This is a genomic window from Vicinamibacterales bacterium, assembly GCA_035699745.1.
In the GTDB taxonomy this organism is placed as follows: Bacteria; Acidobacteriota; Vicinamibacteria; order Vicinamibacterales; family 2-12-FULL-66-21; genus JAICSD01.
The window spans coordinates 1-18,538 of record DASSPH010000056.1 but is presented as its reverse complement, the minus strand read 5'-3'; the positions used below and the strand labels follow the sequence as shown (position 1 = coordinate 18,538).

Here is an 18,538-nt window from a genome sequence, read left to right as displayed (position 1 = left end):
GGGGCTGCCTGTGGAACCGGCTCCACACTTCCGCTTAGCTGCTGATTCCATTCGTTTTAATTTGCCGAGCAGGCTCCGGCTGGCGTTGGCGTGTGTCTTGCTGACTCGAGAGGCGGATTGTGCAGGTACGCGATAGACGCGGATCGGCGAGTCAGCGACGGATCGGTGATTCGGTGACGGGGAGGCGGCAGTGGAGGATTTCGACATCCCGCAGAACAAGCTGGCCGAGTCGGCAGAGCGCGTCGTGGACCGTGCGCTCGACGAAGCCCGGCGCCGTGAACACGCGCTGCTCACGAACGAGCACGTCTGTCTGGCCTTTGCCCAGGTCGAGTGGGACATGTTCGGCCAGGTGATGCGCGACCTGAACCTGAATCCCCACGAAATCCTGCAGGCGCTCGAAGAGCACCTGCGGCTGCTGCCCAGCGTTCCGGGACGCGAACTGCGCGTCGCGCCGTCGACCAAGCTGCTGTTCAAGCTGGCGCTGCTGCACGCCAGCCGTTCCGGACGCCACACCGTCGAGGCGACCGATTTGTTCTCGGCGATCTTCGAGGAGACGCAGGGCATCCCCGTGTCGATCATCCGCCGCCACGGCATCGAGCCGGAAGCGCTGGTGTCGCGGCTCGCGACGCGCATGCGCGATCACGAGCTGCGCGAGGAACGCCTGAAGAAGCGGTTCGAGCTGCCGCCGTTCCTGAAGCACTTTGCCACCAACCTCAACCAGCTCGCGCGCCAGGACAAGATTCCGCCGGTCTTCGGGCGCGACGCCGAGATGGATCGCGTGCTCGAGATCCTGTGCCACCGCGAGCGCGCCAACTCGGTGCTGCTGCTGGGCGAGCCGGGCGTCGGCAAGACGGCGATTGCCGAGGGGCTGGCGCGGCGGATCGAGTTCGCCCCCGACACCGTGCCGGTGCGGATCCGCGACTGCCAGATCGTCAACCTGCAGATGAACACGATGGTCGCCGGCACCATGCTGCGCGGCATGTTCGAGGACCGCATCCAGAACGTCATCCGCGAGATCAAGGAGCGGCCCAACCTGATCCTGTTCATCGACGAAGTGCACACGATGATCGGCGCCGGCTCGGCGCTGGGCGCGCCGTCCGACGCGGCCAACGTGTTCAAGTCGGTGCTCGCCCGCGGCGAAGTGCGGATCATCGGCGCCACGACCTTGAGCGAGTACAAGGAGTTCATCCAGGAGGACGAGGCGCTGGCCCGCCGCTTCCGCACCGTCATGGTCGCGGAGCCGACGATCGATCAGACCCGGACCATCCTCTACAACCTGCGGCCGCGGCTCGAGCGCAACTACTCGGTGCGCATCAAGGACGAAGCGATCGAAACGGCGCTCGAGATGTCGCCGCGCTACATGCGGCACCTGCAGCTCCCCGACAAGGTGATCGGCTGGCTCGACACCGCCGCGGTCAAGGCGGAGATCGACCGGCGCTGGGAGGTCGACGGCCAGGATGTCGTGCAGGTGATCTCGCAGGTGGCGCAGATCCCGGAAGACATGGTGTTCCGCGACGTGACCAGCCGGTTCAAGGGGGTTGAAGCGCGCCTCGGCGAGCGCGTCGTCGGGCAGCGCAACGCCATCGACGCGGTCGCGCGGCGCCTGGTGTTGAACAAGGGACCGCTCAAGGACGGCTTCGACCGGCCCGACGGCGTGCTGCTGTTCCTCGGGCCGACCGGCGTCGGCAAGACGGAACTGGCGAAGTCGGTGGCGCAGTTCCTGTTCGGCGACGCCAAGAAGATGATCCGCGTCGACATGTCCGAGTACCAGGATGGGGCGGTCGCCGTCGACAAGCTGATCGGCATGCCGCGCGGCATCGTCGGATCGGAGCGCGGCGGCGTGCTGACGAACCAGTTGAAGGACTCGCCGTACTGCGTGGTGCTGCTCGACGAGGTCGAGAAGGCGAGCCCGAGCATGCTGAACCTGTTCCTCCAGGCGTTCGACGAGGGATGGGTGACGGACGGCCGCGGCAAGCGCGTCTACCTCAGCGACGCGATCGTGATCATGACCTCGAACATCGGCTGCGAGCACTTCCGCAAGCTGACCAATCCGTTCGGCTTCTACTCGAAGCAGGTGGGGGTCGAGCAGATCCAGGGTGAGATCAACCGCGAGCTGGAGCGGCGCTTCTCGCCGGAGTTCCGCAACCGCATCGACGAAGTGGTGATGTTCTCCCCGCTCAGCAAGGACGAAGTGCGGCAGATCGCGCTGATGCAGATCGACCAGATCGAGCAGACGCTGGAACGGAGCGGACGCTCGCTGACGGTGACGCCCGAGGCGCTCGAAAAGCTCGTCACCGACGGCTACAGCCTGGCCTACGGCGCGCGCTTCCTGAAGCGCGTGATCGAAGCCAAGGTGAAGCTGCCGATCAGCCAGCGCTGGGCCGAGGGCACGTCGTTCAGCGCCGACGTGGTGGACGGCGAGCTGGTGGTGCAGGTGTCGGAGGCGCGCGGCGGGTATCCGGCGCTCGCCGCCACCGCCTAGCGGCTGCCGCTGCCGGTCGCCGGCTCCCCGCTCCGCTAGAAGAGCGTGGCCTGGGCGTTCGGCGACGGCTGTGGATCGGCCGGCGGTTGACCGGACGCTGACGCCCGCGTCTCGACGCGGCGGTCGCGCCGATTCACGTCGTGCCGCTGCTGGATCATCTCGATCAACGCCCGCACCGATTCGACGTACTCGGCAGGAGCGTACGCGCCCGGGTAGAGGCGCTCGTAGCCCGCCACCATCTCGGGAAACGAGTGCCGCAGGAATCCCATGAAGTGGTCCTTCGTGCCTCCCTTCAGATAGAGCACGTTCGCGCCGACGAAGGCGGCGTTGTGGTCCGCGCATGCCTTGACCGTAGCGTCGAGCTTCGCGCTGTTGGTGGTGAACCCGGGAACGACGGGGGCCATCAGCACGCCGGCGTTCACCCCGGCGTCTCGCAGCGCGCGGACCGCCCTGAGCCGCTGCATCGGATGCGCGGTACCGGGCTCCAGGGCGCGCCATGCGTCCTCGTCCACCGTGGGAACGCTCATGCAGACGGTGCACTTCGCGACGCGTGACAGTTCTGCGAGCAGGTCCGCGTCGCGCACGATCATGGGGCCCTTGGTGACGATGCCGACCGGCGTGCGGGCGGCAATCAGTGCCTCGATCGTGCGCCGGGTCAGCTTGTAATGCCCTTCGATCGGCTGGTACGGATCGGTAGCAGTGCCGAGCGCGACCTGCTCGCGGGTCCACGTCGGCTTGTCCAGCTCGCGCCGGAGGACATCAGGAAAGTTGACCTTGACGAAGATCAGCGACGAGAACTCGTCGCCGGGCCCGAGCTCGAACTGCGTCTGGTAGCGCCGCGCGAAGCAGTAATGGCAGCCGTGCGTGCACCCGCGATACGGGTTCAGCGTCCACGCGAAGGGCATCCCCTTGACCGGGTTCAACGCCGACCGGCAGGTGACTTCCTGGTAGCGCGCCGCGTCGGCGCGCCGCTGCGCCTCGTCGAGCGATGCCGCGCCGCGCTCGCGCACCTGCAGCGCGATCATCTTGGTAGTGGGCGGTTTACGGCCGAGTTCGAAGAGCGGGCTCATGGCGATTCGCCTTATTTTCGCCCATGATACCCGAAACGCCGCGTCCGAAAAGGTGACTGTCCCCTTTTTCGCTGCTGCGCGCCCGTTTCTTGCGCGTAAACGTTGGGGTTATCGACGATTCGGGCACCGAATAGCGGCGGCTGCGTGTGACACCTCGAAAGCCGCCTTTTTCGCAAAACACTGAGGTTTTCTCCCGATCGAGGGGGCAAAAAGGGGACTGTCCCCGTTTTCAGAGCAGGTAGGCGAGCGCGAAGCCGATTTGGGCGACGAACATCATGCGGTACATGTGCGCCCACGAGACGTGGTTCTCTTCGACCGCCAACTCCTCCGGCCGCCGCAGCATCAGGTAGCAGACGTACACCCCGTAGGCCGTCATCACGAACGCGAGCAGCTGCAGCAGCACGAAGTTGCCCGTCAGCACCCCCGTCCACGCGCCGATCGCGATCATCACGAACGGCACGACGAACGACGGCGAGATCATCCACGCCGCGCGCCGGACGCCGTAGATGATCGGCAGCGTGCGGCAGCCGCCGCGCGCGTCCCCCTCCATGTCGGCAAAGTCCTTCGTCGTCGACGCGCCGAGCAGGAACAGTCCGAAGATCGCGCCGATGTACCACGGCTCGGCCGCGATGACCGTCTTCACCGCCGACCATCCCGCCACCTTCAGCAGGACGCCGCGCGGGATCGCGATCGTCACGTTGGCCCAGATGCCGAGCCGCTTCGTCCGCGCCGGGGGCACCGAATAGAGGAAGGTGATGATGGTCGCGACCAACACGATCCAGAAGCACTCGCGGCGGCCGGCGGGCGCGACCAGCCACGCGAGCACGAGCGCGAGCGCGTACATGACCCACGTGAACTGCCACGCCTCGCGGATCGTCAGCCGCCCTTCGGGCAGCGGACGCTTCGGCTTGTTGATGCGATCGATGTCGAGATCGTAGATCTGGTTCAGCGCGTTGGACGCGCCGTTCAACACCGCCGCCATGGTCAGCCCGATCAGCGGGTAGACGATCAGGTCCGCGCTCCACGGCTCGCGCGGATGCGCGCCGTACGCGGTCGCCGCGCCGGACGCGAAGCCCAGCGCGGGCGCCAGCAGCGTGAACGGACGGGAGAATTCGAGGAAGATCCCGAGCTTCTTCATCCCAGCCACGCGGCGAGCGCCACGGCGAGCAGCGCGGCCGCGGCGGTGTTGATGAAGTTCAGCATGTCGTTGTTCAGGATTCCCGGGCCCTCGAGCGTCGCGCCGAGCCAGCTTTCGAGCAGCGCGCCCGCCGTCGACGCGGCGACGACGATCCACAGCGCGGAGCGCGGAATCAGTCCGAGCGCAATCGCCGCCAGTCCCAGTCCGGCCGCACCGGCGATCCCCGCGAGCGTGCCTTCGAGCGACATCGCCCCGGAGGTGCCGGGCGGCACGCGCGCCAGCGAGGTGATCGACCACGTCCGCCGTCCCCACGCCTTGCCGATCTCGCTGGCCATCGTATCGCTTCCTCCGGCGGCCAGCGCCGCCGCAAACGCCAGCGCCGGGACGGCGGTATCGGCCGACGTGAGCACGACGACGGAGGCCAGCGCAGCGGCCCCGGTGTTGGCGATCGCATTGCCGGCGCCGCGCCGTCCGCCGCGTTCTTCGGCAATGCCGAGGAGCGTCTTTCGCGTCAGGCCGACGCGCGAGGCGAGCGATGCCGCGACGAACGTCACGAGCAGAAGCGCCCACCCCTGCCAACCCGTGCCGCAATAAATGGTCACGCCAATCGACGCGCCGACCAGCGCGCCGGAGAGGGTGACCGTCCTGGCGCGGTGCCCCGCCCACGCGACCAGCGCGTTGAGAGCCAGCGCAGCAGGCAGGCGTGACGCCGCGAGCGCGCCGGCATACTGGAGACTCTCGATGTCGACGAGCGAGACGATCCACAACACCGCCGCCGCGGACGCCGCAACGGAGACGTTGTCGTCCAGACGCGCCGGAATGGTCTCGACGAGCGCTGCGCAGACCGACGCGACGAGCGGCGCCGCGAGCACGAACAGCATCGGCGGCGCGGGCGACACCGCGGGCCGGCACCACCAGGCGAGAAAGATCCCGGCGCAGGCGCCGCCGGCGGCGAACGCGGCGCTGCCGGCGACCGTCTTGTCGCGGTTCCACGCCCACCGCTGCCCGCCGATGGCGCGCCCCGCCAGCGTCGCCAGCCCGTCGCCGATCGCGAGGATGCCCCACGCGGCGGCGACGATGTCGAGGCGGGCCGGAAAGGCGAGCAGCAGGAACAGAATGGCCAGCGGATACAGCAGGATCCCGTGCACCCCGCGTTCGCGATCGCCGGGACGATACAGCGCCGCGGCGACGCGCGGCAGCACGAACAGGTTGAAGACGACCGCACCCGCGGCGAGCACGACTGCCTGCCACCACGGAATCCACCGCAGCAGCAGGGCGAACCCGCCCATCGCCATGTGGACGAACTGACGGGTCGTTTCGGAGTGGTCCGCCTTTGCGGCTGCGGCCTGCCGGCGGGACAGCCCCGGGCTCATGACGCGTGCGCCACGCGGAGCCGCCAGTGGTCGAGCAGATCGCGGAGCGTCTGCTCGATCGGGATCTCCGGCACCCACCCTGTATCGCGCGTCAGCCGATCGTGACTGCCGGCAATCAGCGGGTTGTCGCTCGGACGCAGGCGGGAGGGATCGACCTCGACGCGCACCCGCACGCGGGACAGCGACAGCAAAAGATCGAGCAGCTCGCGCATCGAGCGCGCGCGCCCGCTGCACACGTTGTACGGCGTATGCGGACGGCCGCGCTCGGCGAGCGCCTGGTAGGCGCGGACGGTGTCACGCACGTCCGTGATGTCGCGCCGGGCGTCGAGATTGCCGACCTTCAGGACCGGATCGCGGCGTCCCGCCTCGATCTCCGCGACCTGCTGGGCGAAGGCAGAGGTGGCGTACGAGGGCGACTGCCGCGGACCGGCGTGGTTGAACGGACGCACGAGCAGCACGGGAAGGGACGATGCCGCGGCGGCCATCTCCTGCGCCAGCTTGCTCAGCGCGTAGGGCCCCGCAGGACCGAGCGGGTGGTCTTCGGTCAACGGCTCCATCGCGGGCCGGTACACCATCGCCGATCCCGTGACCAGCACCGGGCACGACAGCCCCGCGTCGCGCACCGCCTCGAGAAGGTAGTGCGTGCCAAGCGCGTTCACCCGCATCGCCCGCGCCGGCGCCCGCCACGCCTCGTGCACGTCGGCAAAGCCGGCGCAGTGATAGATGACCGACGGCCTCGCCGCGGCGAGCGCGTCGCCGAGCGCGCGGCGGTCGAGCAGATCCACCGAGCGCCAGCGCACGGTCGCGTCCGCGGTGGGCTCGGCGCCGCCGCGGTGCGCCCACGCGGCGACGGAGCCGCCTCCCGCCGCAAGCCGCGCGACGAGGTGACTACCCGCGAATCCGGTCGCGCCGGTCACGAGCGGGATTCCAGCCACGGCCGTCGTCAGCGGTTCCCGTACTGTTCCTGGTAGTACTTCCGGAACGCCGGATCCTCGTTCTTGATCGGCCGCCACCACCACTCGTTGTCGCGGTACCAGCGGACGGTCTCCGCGAGGCCCTCTTCGAACGGAACCTGCGGCGCCCAGCCGAGCGCTTCCAGCTTCGCGGTGTCGAGCGAGTAGCGCCGATCGTGTCCCTGTCGATCGGCAACCGGCCGGATGAGCGATGCCGGCTTGCCCACCAGGGCCAGAATCCGGTGCGTGAGATCCACGTTCCTGACCTGGTTGCCGCCGCCGATGTTGTAGACCTCGCCGGAGATCCCCTTGTCGATCAGCAGATCGATGCCGCGGCAGTGGTCGTCCACGTGCAGCCAGTCGCGCTCGTTCAGCCCGTCGCCGTAGAGCGGAACGGCGAGGTCGTCGATCAGGTTGGTGATGAACAGCGGGATGATCTTCTCGGGAAACTGGTTCGGGCCGTAATTGTTCGACGCGCGGGTGATCACGACCGGCACGTGATACGTCGCCCAGTAGCTGTAGGCGAGCCGATCCGCTCCCGCCTTGCTCGCCGAATACGGATTGCGCGGCCGCAGCTCGTCGGTCTCCCTGCTGGAGCCTGTCGGCACGCTGCCGTAGACCTCGTCGGTCGAAATCTGGATGAAACGGCGCAGCCCGGGGTTCTCGCGCGCCGCCTCGAGCAGCACGAACGTCCCGTAGACGTCGGTGGTGATGAAATCCCCCGCGTTGCGGATCGACCGGTCGACGTGGGTCTCCGCCGCGAAGTGGACGACCACGTCGCACTCGCGGACCAGCGGCGCGGCCACCGCGGCGTCGGCGATGTCTCCCTTGACGAAACGGTGGCGGGGATCGTCCTTGACGCTCGCGAGGTTCTCCAGCCGTCCCGCGTAGGTCAGCTTGTCGAGGGTCGTCACCTGCCAGTCGCGATGCGTGGCGAGCGCGTAGCGGACGAAGTTGGATCCGATGAATCCGGCGCCGCCGGTGACGAGAACCTTAACCATCCTTGCGCGTCCAGTCGTACGGCAGCGAGCCGTGGGGTTCGAGGCGGTACTCGTCGGGATCGTCGTACTTGTAGGGCTCGGTCGGCACGTTCAGCACCAGCGATGGCTCCACGCTGATGCATTTCCAGCCGTGATACACCAGGTTCGGCACCTGCACGAGCATGGGGTTGTGCGTTCCGAGGAAGAACTCGTTCACCGCCCCTTTGGTCGGCGACTCGTCCCGGGTGTCGATCAGCACGAGCTTCACCATGCCGGCAACGCAGGCGAAGTGGTCGATCTGCCGCTTGTGAAAGTGCCAGGCCTTGACGACCCCGGGGTAGGTGGCCGACACGTAGACCTGACCGAACTTCGAGAACAGCTCGGCGTCGTCGGCGCGGAGGATCTCCATCAGCCAGCCGCGCTCGTCCGGCATGACGCGGAGCTTCCTGGTCTTGACGCCATGGATGGTCAGGGAAACGCTCATATATACGCTATCTGTCTACCAACGGATGCCGACCTCGGAGTTGTCACCGAGCATGAACCGGTACGCCGACGGTTTCACCGGCATCCGGTGGATCTTGACGTTGCGGCCGATCAGGCTGTCTTCGACGCGGTTCGCCAGGTCGCTGATCACGCTGCCCTCGAGGACGATGCTGTGCTCGATCTCGGAGGCGCGGATTTCCGCCCTGGGGCCGATCGAGGTGAACGGCCCGACGTAGGCGTGGACGATGCGTGCGTCGGCGCCGACCACGACGGGGCCGCGAATCACCGAGCGCTCGATCACGGCGCCGGGCTCGATCACCACCTTGCCTTCGACCCGTGACTCGGCGTCGATGGTGCCCTCGAGCCGCCGCTGAATGGTATCGAGGATCAGGCGGTTGGCTTCGAGCATGTCCTCGAGCTTGCCGGTGTCCTTCCACCACCCGTCGACCAGATGCGGCCGGACTTCGAGGCCGCGGTCGATGAGGTCCTGGATCGCGTCAGTGATTTCCAGTTCGTTGCGGAAGCTCGGCTTGATCCGCTTGACCGAATCGAAGACCGCGGGCGAGAACATGTAGACGCCGACCAGCGCGAGATCGCTCTTCGGCTCCTTCGGTTTCTCGACCAGGCGGACGACCCGGCCGTCGACCAGCTCGGCGACGCCGAACATCTGCGGATCGGGGACGTGGGTGAGGAGAATCTGCGCTGCCGGCGCCTCGCGGATGAACTCTTCGGTGAACGCCGTGATCCCTTTGTTCAGCAGGTTGTCGCCCAGATACATCACGAAGGGCTCGCGGCCGATGAACGGCTCGCTGATCAGCACGGCGTGCGCCAGCCCGCGCGGCGCATCCTGCGGGATGTAGGTGACCTTCACGCCCCAGCGGGAGCCGTCGCCGACGGCGGCGCGGATCTCCGCCTCGGTGTCGCCGACGACAATGCCGATCTCGCGGATGCCGGCGGCGGCAAGTGCCTCGATGCCGTAGAAGAGAACGGGCTTGTTGGCGATCGGCACGAGCTGCTTGGCGCTCGTGTAGGTCAGCGGGCGCAGCCGCGTCCCCTTCCCGCCGCTGAGAATGAGTCCTTTCATTTATCGACCGCGTTCGTTACCTCGGGCCGCCTGTCCATCTCGATCACCGTCCCTGCTTTCCGCCGAAGGCGCCGAACAGATCGGAGAACGTACCGATGCCGGCGAGCGTGAACGACAGATTGAAGCGATGGTCGCGAGGGACGCCCACCTGGCCGGCGCGGGTGCCGAAGTTGAACTTCTGATATTCGACCGCGATGCCGCAGCACTGGGTGTTGTAGTGCGCGACGATGCTCTGGTTCAGGAAGGCCTTGGTGCGCATGTCGAAGTTGAAGGCGTAGCTTCCGCCGAACGCGTTCCCCGGCTTGCGGATGACCGTCGTCGCATTGAGATAGTGCGACAGCGTCACCGGATCCTCGTCGACGCGGGTCGGCACCGATTTGTTCACGCTCCAGCCGGCGTTCACCAGCGCCCAGCCGGCGACGACCCCGCCGTTGGCGCTGATGGCACGCAGCGAGCTGGTATTGGTGTCGTACTCGGATCGGATCGTCGCATCCGTCACCGTCGTCGGGCTCACCCGCACCTGCAGCGCGATCGGCGAGAAGTTGCTCGGCGGCAGCAGTCCCTGCGTGCTCAGGTAGTTGAAGTCGACCTGCGCGGCGCGGTCGTCGGTGTAATACGTCTGCTGGATGCCGACGTTCAGGATCTCGCGCGCGCTCTCCTTCTTCGCATAGAGGCGGTTGGCGAGGGAGTAGGTGTAGTTGGTGGTGCCGCCGCGCACGAAGTCGGTCCCCTCGAGCTTCTCGATGCGGTCGTAGTTGGCGATCGCCGTCTTGCGCGAGATCGTCAGGTTCGGCTCGATCACGTGCTTCCACTTCTGCGCGTAGCTGCGGCCGGGGGTGTTGAAGATCTTGGTGAACACCGGCCCGGTGATGGACGACGTGAGATCGAAATAACGCCGCTGGATGCCCTCGGGAACGCGCTTCCGGCTCTCGTCGAGGCTTTCCGACCAGAAGGTCTGGTGGAAGGTGAGCGACGAGTTGAACGTCAGGTACTGCAGCTTCGTGAAGGGAAAGCGCACGCGCGGCACGAGATCGAGCCGCCGCAGCCCGAGCGGCGTCTCGCCGGTGGGCGTGCGGCCGGTGCGCACCAGCTCCACGTACTCGCTGGCGGCGCCGACGTAGAGCGGCAGCGCGGCGATGCGCTTCTCCGAGCGCGTGTAGTTGATCCGCGGCAGCGAACCGGTGACCGTCGAGTTGGTGTCGTTGGTGAACGTCTCGTTGCGATCCACCGTGCCGCTGACGCTGTTGGCGCCCCAGTTGCCGGCGACGTTCACGCCGAAGTTCCGCGTCCGGTTGGTGGCGGCGAAGATGTCCTGCTGATAGCGCTGCTGCGCGATCAGGCTGGAGAAGTAATTCGCGGTGCCGGTCAGGCGGAGGTTGGCAGGCAGCGCCTGCAGCACGGTGCCGGTGACGCTGTAGCTGTCGATGCCCGGGAACGTCTGGTTGGTGCCGCTCGCCTGCCGGTAGGTCGCCTCGTGCTCGCGGACGACGGTCGTCTGGAAGTTGCCGTTCGACGCGCCGGACTGCACGTAGCGGTACTCGCCGCCGAAGCTCTGGCCGGTCTTGGAGTAAAAGCTGTGATAGAGCGTCGCGTCCTGGCTGCGGCTGATCGCCCAGAAGAACGCGTTGTTCAGCGTCTGTCCCTTGATGTCGGAGTTGCCGTAGATGGGGATCAGGAACCCGGTCGCGCGATCTTCCTTGTTGATCGGGTAGTACATCGCCGGCAGATAGAAGACCGGCACGTCCTTGACCTTCAGCACCATGTTGGTCAGCACCGCGCGCTTTTCGAGCGTCAGCGTCACCGTGCCCGCCACCATCTCCCAGCGCGGCGTCGGCTGCACGCAGGTGGTGAAGCCGCCGCGGGTGATCCGGTAGGTCTTGGGACCGAGCTTTTCGATCGTGTCGCCCCAGAAATACGCGTCCGGCTCCTGCGTGCCGAACAGGCTGCGCTCGATGCCCCGGTTCTCGAGATTGGCGATCCCTGACGCGACGAAGAACGTCCCCGTCTTGGTGCGGGTGTTGAACTCCATCCGCTCGGCGGAGATCCGGCTGGTCCCGGACACGAAGACGACGTTGCCGGATGCGCGAACGCGATCGGCGTCGCGGAAGACTTCCGCCTCGTCTGCGAAGAGCTGGACGTCGTTGCATTCCACCTGAACGTTTCGCAGCAGGATGTAGTGATTCTGGTTCGCGAAATTGTTGGCGACGTCGCTGACGACGCTCCATTTCGCGCTGCAGCCGTGGCTCGGCGCTCCGCCTTGCGCGCGCGCCGGGAGCACGCCCGCAGCGAGCGCGAGCAGGACGAGAAGACTAGTGCGGAGCATGCTTTACGAGGATCGACCGGACCCCGGGGAATCAGCGAAGAATACCACGTGCGAGCCGGGCGCGGACCGGCCCGATGAGGAAGATCGAGCCCGCCACGACCACCATCCGTTTCGACGCGCACGCCTCCCGCACGGCCGACATCGGGTCCTCCGCGATCTCGACGCGGCGTCCCGGCGCGGCCGCGCGCCGCGCCAGCTCCGCCGCCGGGGCGGCACGTGGACTCGGCGCGGTGGTGCAGACGATGGCGGCAGCCGCCGGCGCGAGCGCGTCGAGCATCTCGTCGATCGCCTTGTCCTGCATGGCGCCGAACACCAGCGTCACGCCATCCGGCGCGATCTCGCGGACGTACGCGGCGAGCGCGCGCGCCCCCGCGGCGTTGTGCGCCGCGTCCAGCAGGATGGAGCACCCGCCGATCGCGAAGCGCTCCAGGCGTCCCGGCCACGACACCGTGGTCAGTCCGGTCCGCACCGCGTCGGCACCCACGCGGAGCCGGGGCGATGCAGCCGCGTCCAGCGCCTCGAGCAGCGCCATCGCGACCGCCGCATTCGCTCGCTGATGGCGGCCGGCGAGCGCGAGCGGCAGCGCGGCGACGCGCGCCGCCAGGTCGGGGCTCATGTCGGTCCGGATCAGCCGCGCGTGCTGTTCGCGGCAGACGCGCTCGATCACCGTCATCGCCTCCGGCGGCAGCGGCCCGCACACCACGGGAATACCTGGCTTGATGACGCCGGCCTTCTCGGCGGCGATCGAGGCGAGCGTCGTGCCGAGCTGGGCCTGGTGGTCGAAGTCGATCGAGACGATCGCGGCGGCGACGGGCGTGACGACGTTGGTGGCATCCAGGCGTCCGCCAAGCCCCACTTCGAGGATGGCGACGTCCACCTGGGCATCGCGGAAGAGGACGAAGGCGGCGGCGGTCGTGCACTCGAAGAAGGTGGGCGGCGCCTCGAACGCTCCTGAGGCGACCAGGTCCTGCGCCGCGCGCTGCACGCGCAGCGCCGCCGACTCGAGCGCCTCGGGGGCGACCTCGTGCCCGTCGACGACGAAGCGCTCCTCGATGCGCTCCAGATGCGGCGACGTGTACCGGGCGCTGCGATGCCCCGCGGCGCGAAGCGCGGCGTCGACCATTGCCGTCACCGATCCCTTGCCGTTGGTCCCGGCGACGATGATCGAAGGGAAGGTCCGTTCGGGGTGGCCGAGCGCCTCGCATAACCTCGCGATGTTCGCGAGGCCGAACTTCATGCCGAAGCGTTCGAGGCCGAAGAGGAACTCGACGCCGGGCCCGTATGCGCCGGGCGTCGGCGTCACTGCTGCGGCGAGACCGCGACCGGTGCCGCGGCTGGCGCGGCGATCCGCCGCGCCGGACCGTCCGCCGGCAGTCCGAAGCGCAGCGCCCGCGCGATGGCCGCCTTCAGTTCGCGGCGATCGACCACGAGGTCGAGCATGCCGCGCTCCAGCAGGAACTCGCTGCGCTGGAAGCCCTCCGGCAGCTTCTGGCGGATGGTCTGTTCGATGACGCGCGGTCCGGCAAAGCCGATCAGCGCCTTCGGCTCGGCGACGTTGAGATCCCCGAGCATCGCGAAGCTCGCGGTCACGCCGCCGGTCGTCGGATCGGTGAGCACCGAGATGTACGGCAGGCGCGCCCGGTCCAGCCGCGCCAGCGCGCCGCTGATCTTCGCCATCTGCATCAGCGACAGCGCCCCCTCCATCATCCGCGCGCCCCCGGATGACGAGACGATGACGACCGGCAGCTTGCGCTCGATCGCCCGCTCGATGGCGCGGGTGATCTTCTCGCCGACGACGACGCCCATGCTGCCGCCGATGAAGGTGTACTCCATGGCGGCGACCGAGGTCTCGATGCCCTCAATCCGTCCGATCGCGCAGACCACGGCGTCCTTCATGCCGGTCGAGGCGATCGTCGCGGCGAGCCGCTTCTGATAGGGCTTGGTGTCGACGAATTTCAACGGATCGGTGGACTGCAGGCTGGCGTCGAACTCCTGCCACTCGCCGTCGAACAGCATCCGCAGCCGGTCGAGCGCGCCGATCCGGAAATGATGCGCGCATTTCGGGCACACGTTGAGCGTGGCCACGAGATCCTTGTTGTAGATCACCTCGCTGCACGACGGACACTTGACCCACAGCCCCTCGGGAACCCGGCTTTCCTTGTTTGCCTGGGGCTCTATGGGCTTGCGGACCTTCTTGAACCAGGCCATATCTGAGGAAGTTTACCTCGTCCGCGGCACGTAGTAGCGCGTCCCCCGCCCCAGGCCGCGGAGCTGTTTGATCAGGTCGTCCAGCGCCGCGTCCCCCCATTTCGCGTCGAATTGCGAGGTCTCGACCACCAGCAGCGGCGTGGCGTTGTAGTGAAAGAAGAAATGATTGTAGGCCTCGTTCAGCTCGCGCACGTACTCGTCGTCGGGCGAGGGCGCCTCCGGGTTGGCGCGCGCCCGCTCCTTCACGCGTTTGCGCAGCAGGTCGGTCGGGGTCTGGAGGTAGATGACGAGATCCGGCGCCGGGACGTCCGGCGCGAGCAGCTCGTAGAGGCGCTGATAGATGAACAGCTCGTTGTCGTCGAGATTCAGGTAGGCGTAGATCTTGTCGCGCTCGAACAGATAGTCGGCGACGGTCGTCTGGCTGAAGAGATCGCTCTGCCGCAGCGACGTCTGCTGGCGGTGGCGCGCCAGCGTGAAGAACAGCTGCGCCTGGAACGCCGCGCCGGCCCGGCCGGCGTAGAAGTCGGCGAGAAACGGATTCTCCGCGTCGTCGAGCACCATCGCCGCGTCGAGCCGCGCGCCGAGCCGGTCGGCGAGCGTGGACTTGCCGACGGCGAGCGGCCCTTCGATCGCGATGTGGCGGAACTCCACGCGCGCCGAGTATAACTTGTAGGCAACATGCGCATCGAACGTCTCCACCTGCGGTTGATCCGCCTGCCGCTGGTGGCGTTCTTCGAGACCAGCTTCGGCCGCGTCTACGACAAGACGTTCATCCTGGTGACGCTCGAAGGGGAAGGGCTGCAGGGACTCGGCGAGTGCGTCGCGGACGTCGATCCGTATTACAGCGCCGAGACCAACACCACCGCGTGGCACGTCATCAAGGACTTCCTCGCGCCGCTGGTGCTCGGCCGCGCGTTCAGGGATCCGCGCCACGTGTTCCCGGCGATGGCGCGCGTGCGGGGGCACAACATGGCCAAGGCCGCCGTCGAGATGGCGGCGTGGGATCTGGCGGCCCGGCGCCAGAATCTGCCGCTCTCCCAGCTGCTCGGGGGCACGCGCACCGCGATCCCGTCCGGCGTCTCGGTCGGCATCCAGGACTCGCTCGAGCAGCTTGCCGCCAAGGTGGAACAGGAGCTGGCGGCGGGGTACCGCCGCATCAAGATCAAGATCAAGCCGGGCTGGGACGTGTCGGCGGTCGAAGCGATCAGGCAGCGGTTCGGCGCCGTCAAGCTGATGGTCGACGCCAACGCGGCCTACACGCTCGGCGACGCCGCCCATCTCGCGGCGCTCGATCGCTTCGACCTGATGATGATCGAGCAGCCGCTCGAGTACGATGACATCCGCGATCACGCGGAGCTGCAGCGCCGCATCGCCACGCCGGTCTGCCTCGACGAATCGATCCACTCGCTGCGCGCCGCCGAGGACGCCCTCGCGCTGCGCGCCTGCCGGATCATCAACATCAAGCCGGGACGGCTGGGCGGGCACCGCGAGTCGATCCGCGTCCACGATCTGTGCGCCGGGCAGGGCATTCCGGTCTGGCACGGCGGGATGCTCGAGAGCGGCATCGGCCGGGCGCACAACATCCACCTCGCGTCGCTGCCGAACTTCACGATGCCCGGCGACATCGCCGCGAGCCGGCGCTACTTCGCTCCGGATCTGATCGAGCCCGGCATCGACGTCAGCGCAGACGGAATGGTGGCGGTGCCGGCGGCGCCGGGGATCGGCGTGAACGTCGACTGGGATCGCGTGAGTGCGGCAACCGTCGAGACCTACGACGTACGAGCCTGACAGCCGGTCTACACTGAAGCCATGAGATATCGCGCCTGGGCGGTATGCGTGTCGCTGGCGGCGAGCGCCTGCGCCACGGCGCCGCCGAAGCCCCCTGCCGCGCCGTCGATCACTGCCGAACAGAAGATGAGCTGGATGCTGCGTCTCGAGGATCAGCGCATCCTTCGCGCGCCCGCGCCGCCGCCGCCGCCGCCCGTCGTCACACCGCCGCCCAGGCGGTCACGCAACGCGCCGCCGCCGGTCGCCGCGCCGCTCCCGGATCTGGCGACGCTGGTCGCGGACACCGATCCGCGCATCCGCCGCCGCGCCGCGCTCGCCGTCGGACGCGTCGGGCTGCCCGAGGGAGGGGCGCTGCTGCAGCCGCTGCTGAAGGACACCGATCCGGACGTCCGGCAGATGGCCGCGTTCGCGCTCGGGCTGCTGGCGGACAAGAGCGCGATCCCGGCGCTCACCGCTGCGCTCCAGGATCCCGAGCCGCGCGTGCGCGGCCGCGCCGCGGAAGCGCTCGGGCTCATCGGCGACACGGGCTCCGCCGCGGCGGTGGGCGACATGGTGTCGGCCTACGTCAAGGCCGGCGCGATCGCCGCGCTGTCGCCCGACGACGAGCGATGGCCGGTGACCCCGGAAGCGGACGCGGTGCGGCTCGGGCTGTTCGCGCTCGTCCGCCAGAAAGCCTTCGAACCGCTCACTGCCGCCATCGTCGACGGCTCCGGCCGCGTGTCGGGGTGGTGGCCGGTGGCGTATGCCCTGCAGCGCATCGGCGATCCGCGCGCGGTGCCGGCGCTGAAGCAGCTCATCGCCACGCCGGGGCGCTACACGCGGGCGTTCGCCGCGCGCGGTCTCGGCGCGTACCGCGACGTCTCGTCCGTGCCGGCGCTGCGCGCGATGATCGACGAGGCCCGCGGCGACGTCGGCGTCACCGTGTCGGCGGTCCGCGCGCTGGCGCAGATCGGCGCGCCGGACGGGGCCCAGGCCATCCTCGCGCTGCTGAGCGCCGAGCGCGTGGATCCGAACCTGCGTCTGGAAGCGGTGGCCGCGCTCGGAACGCTGAAGAGCGCCGACGCGCTGCCTTACATTCTCGATCTGGTGACGGACGACTGGCCGACGCTGCGCGCCGCGGCGATTCGCGCGGCGGCCGCGATCGATCCGGAGGGGCTGCCGACGCTGCTGTCCGGCATGGAGCCGGATCCGCACTGGATCGTCCGCGCCGCGATCGCCGACGTGCTCGGCTCGCTGCCCGGCGAGCTGGCGATCCTGCGGCTTCGGCCGATGCTCGAGGACCAGGACAAGCGCGTCGTCGCACCGGTGATCGACAGCCTCGTGCGCGTGAAGGCGCCGGGCCTCGACGCCGTGCTGATGACGCATCTGAAGAATCCCGACCCGGGCGTCCGGAGCGCGGCGGCGCGGGCGATCGGGCGGCTGCGGCCCGCCGGCGGAGCGGCGGCGCTTCGCGACGCCTATCGCGCGTCGCAGGATCCGGCGCTGTCCGACGCGCGGCTGGCCGCGCTCGAGGCGCTGGTCCGGTACGGTGCAGGTGAGGCGCTGGAGACGGTGAAGTCGGCGCTGGCCGATTCGGACTGGGCGCTGCGGCTGCGCGCGGCGGCGCTGCTGCGCGAGCTGGATCCGTCAGCCGAGACGGCGCAGGCGATCCGGCCGGTGCCGGGCTCGCCGATCGTGCGCTACGACGCGCCCGAGCTGCTGTCGCCGGCGGTGTCGCCGCACGCGTTCATCGAGACCGCGAAGGGCACGATCGAGATCGAGCTGGCGGTGCTCGACGCGCCGCAGACGGTACAGAACTTCATCGCCCTCGCGAGGCGCAACTACTTCAACGGCCTGCAGGTGCATCGCGTGGTGCCGCACTTCGTCGTCCAGGACGGCGACCCGCGGGGCGACGGGTCGGGCGGGCCGGGGTACTCGATTCGCGACGAGCTGAACGATCGGCCGTTCATCCGCGGGACCATCGGGATGGCGCTGTCGGGGCCGGACACCGGCGGCAGCCAGTATTTCATCGCGCACGCGCCGTCGCCGCACCTCGACGCCAAGTACACGGTCTTCGGCCACGTCGTCAACGGTCTGGACGTCGTCGATCGGATTCAGCAGCTGGATGTGATCGAGCGGGTGCGGATCTGGGATGGGAAGGAGCTGAAATGAGACGAACTCCCAACGTCCGGGCGCGCCAGTAGCGTTGGGAGTACACACGCGATAAAAGCAAAAACGGGGGCGTTCGTCGCCCCCGTTTTTGGCGGGACGCGGCAGTTACCGCTTCTTGCCGCCCTTCTTCTTCCCGCCCTTAGCTGCCTTCTTGGCCATTGGTTTATCCCCCCCTTCGTGTGGGATATGTGCGCGAGGAGCTCTCTGCGTATCGCAGCGCCGCTGCCTTCAGGCACGTCGGCGGTGCGTCCATACGCCGCTCGTCGTCGCTTCGTGAGGCCGCGTGTTCCGTGCTGATCTGCCCGTCCGAGATGTTCGGCGAGGGGGCGATCGGCGGCCAAAAAAATCGGGGGTGCAAGTTGCTCTCACACCCCCAGACCGGTCGGCGGCGCTTAGCGCTTCTTCCCGCCCTTTTTCTTGCCGCCCTTTGCGCTCTTCTTCGCCATTTGTTCCTCCTTGGAACGTTGGCAGTCTCAGCTGTTACCGGTGACCAGGGGTTACAACA

14 protein-coding genes are annotated in these 18,538 nt (G+C 68.2%); 3 read left to right on the top strand and 11 right to left on the bottom strand.

Going from position 1 to position 18,538, the window contains the following annotated elements; all coding sequences use genetic code 11:
• Positions 1-190: 190 nt before the first annotated feature.
• Positions 191-2,482, top strand: coding sequence for an ATP-dependent Clp protease ATP-binding subunit (locus VFK57_12550; protein HET7696535.1), 2,292 nt, complete (start codon positions 191-193; stop codon positions 2,480-2,482).
• Positions 2,483-2,517: 35 nt separating this feature from the next.
• Here VFK57_12550 and VFK57_12545 read toward each other — a convergent pair whose 3' ends face one another.
• The 11 genes from VFK57_12545 to VFK57_12495 all read right to left on the bottom strand — a co-directional run bounded on the left by VFK57_12545 (position 2,518) and on the right by VFK57_12495 (position 14,745).
• On the bottom strand, positions 2,518-3,552 hold the full coding sequence (locus VFK57_12545) for a radical SAM protein (GenBank protein HET7696534.1): 1,035 nt from the start codon (positions 3,550-3,552) through the stop codon (positions 2,518-2,520).
• Between the two features lie 229 nt (positions 3,553-3,781).
• Positions 3,782-4,690 (bottom strand): UbiA family prenyltransferase, encoded by a 909-nt coding sequence (locus VFK57_12540; protein ID HET7696533.1) that lies wholly within the window; start codon positions 4,688-4,690, stop codon positions 3,782-3,784.
• The gene (locus VFK57_12535; protein HET7696532.1) at positions 4,687-6,063 is read right to left on the bottom strand and encodes a DUF92 domain-containing protein; all 1,377 of its coding nucleotides are present in this window, start codon (positions 6,061-6,063) and stop codon (positions 4,687-4,689) included. Before VFK57_12535 ends, VFK57_12540 begins: the two co-directional genes overlap by 4 nt.
• Positions 6,060-6,980 carry a GDP-mannose 4,6-dehydratase gene (locus VFK57_12530; GenBank protein HET7696531.1) on the bottom strand — a complete coding sequence of 307 codons (921 nt, stop codon included), beginning with the start codon at positions 6,978-6,980 and terminating at the stop codon, positions 6,060-6,062. Before VFK57_12530 ends, VFK57_12535 begins: the two co-directional genes overlap by 4 nt.
• A 26-nt stretch (positions 6,981-7,006) precedes the next feature.
• On the bottom strand, positions 7,007-8,017 hold the full coding sequence (gene rfbB, locus VFK57_12525) for a dTDP-glucose 4,6-dehydratase (GenBank protein HET7696530.1): 1,011 nt from the start codon (positions 8,015-8,017) through the stop codon (positions 7,007-7,009).
• Positions 8,010-8,480 (bottom strand): dTDP-4-dehydrorhamnose 3,5-epimerase family protein, encoded by a 471-nt coding sequence (locus tag VFK57_12520; GenBank protein ID HET7696529.1) that lies wholly within the window; start codon positions 8,478-8,480, stop codon positions 8,010-8,012. The genes rfbB and VFK57_12520 overlap by 8 nt, the downstream gene beginning before the upstream one ends.
• Before the next feature lie 15 nt (positions 8,481-8,495).
• Positions 8,496-9,563 (bottom strand): glucose-1-phosphate thymidylyltransferase, encoded by a 1,068-nt coding sequence (locus VFK57_12515; GenBank protein ID HET7696528.1) that lies wholly within the window; start codon positions 9,561-9,563, stop codon positions 8,496-8,498.
• Positions 9,564-9,606: 43 nt separating this feature from the next.
• Positions 9,607-11,886: a putative LPS assembly protein LptD gene (locus tag VFK57_12510; protein HET7696527.1), complete on the bottom strand. Its 2,280-nt coding sequence runs from the start codon at positions 11,884-11,886 to the stop codon at positions 9,607-9,609.
• Positions 11,887-11,917: 31 nt separating this feature from the next.
• On the bottom strand, positions 11,918-13,189 hold the full coding sequence (locus tag VFK57_12505) for a folylpolyglutamate synthase/dihydrofolate synthase family protein (GenBank protein ID HET7696526.1): 1,272 nt from the start codon (positions 13,187-13,189) through the stop codon (positions 11,918-11,920).
• On the bottom strand, positions 13,186-14,094 hold the full coding sequence (accD, locus tag VFK57_12500; GenBank protein ID HET7696525.1) for an acetyl-CoA carboxylase, carboxyltransferase subunit beta: 909 nt from the start codon (positions 14,092-14,094) through the stop codon (positions 13,186-13,188). Before accD ends, VFK57_12505 begins: the two co-directional genes overlap by 4 nt.
• A 12-nt stretch (positions 14,095-14,106) precedes the next feature.
• A complete protein-coding gene (locus VFK57_12495; GenBank protein ID HET7696524.1) occupies positions 14,107-14,745 on the bottom strand; it encodes a deoxynucleoside kinase in 639 nt (212 codons plus the stop codon).
• Positions 14,746-14,772: 27 nt separating this feature from the next.
• On the opposite strand from VFK57_12495, the gene menC reads away from it, so the two are divergent.
• Both menC and VFK57_12485 read left to right on the top strand, forming a co-directional pair.
• Positions 14,773-15,882, top strand: a complete 1,110-nt coding sequence (menC, locus tag VFK57_12490) for an o-succinylbenzoate synthase (protein HET7696523.1) — start codon at positions 14,773-14,775, stop codon at positions 15,880-15,882.
• 21 nt (positions 15,883-15,903) lie between these two features.
• Complete coding sequence (locus VFK57_12485) at positions 15,904-18,033, top strand: HEAT repeat domain-containing protein (protein HET7696522.1); 2,130 nt, start codon at positions 15,904-15,906, stop codon at positions 18,031-18,033.
• Positions 18,034-18,538 lie beyond the last annotated feature (505 nt).

Bases quoted from the DNA above. Each gene is read 5' to 3' on its own strand.
- VFK57_12485 (HET7696522.1), top strand. From the start codon at position 15,904: ATGAGATATCGCGCCTGGGCGGTATGCGTGTCGCTGGCGGCGAGCGCC.
- VFK57_12535 (HET7696532.1), bottom strand. From the start codon at position 6,063: ATGAGCCCGGGGCTGTCCCGCCGGCAGGCCGCAGCCGCAAAGGCGGAC.
- VFK57_12545 (HET7696534.1), bottom strand. From the start codon at position 3,552: ATGAGCCCGCTCTTCGAACTCGGCCGTAAACCGCCCACTACCAAGATG.
- accD (HET7696525.1), bottom strand. From the start codon at position 14,094: ATGGCCTGGTTCAAGAAGGTCCGCAAGCCCATAGAGCCCCAGGCAAAC.
- rfbB (HET7696530.1), bottom strand. From the start codon at position 8,017: ATGGTTAAGGTTCTCGTCACCGGCGGCGCCGGATTCATCGGATCCAAC.
- VFK57_12510 (HET7696527.1), bottom strand. From the start codon at position 11,886: ATGCTCCGCACTAGTCTTCTCGTCCTGCTCGCGCTCGCTGCGGGCGTG.
- menC (HET7696523.1), top strand. From the start codon at position 14,773: ATGCGCATCGAACGTCTCCACCTGCGGTTGATCCGCCTGCCGCTGGTG.
- VFK57_12520 (HET7696529.1), bottom strand. From the start codon at position 8,480: ATGAGCGTTTCCCTGACCATCCATGGCGTCAAGACCAGGAAGCTCCGC.
- VFK57_12515 (HET7696528.1), bottom strand. From the start codon at position 9,563: ATGAAAGGACTCATTCTCAGCGGCGGGAAGGGGACGCGGCTGCGCCCG.
- VFK57_12540 (HET7696533.1), bottom strand. From the start codon at position 4,690: ATGAAGAAGCTCGGGATCTTCCTCGAATTCTCCCGTCCGTTCACGCTG.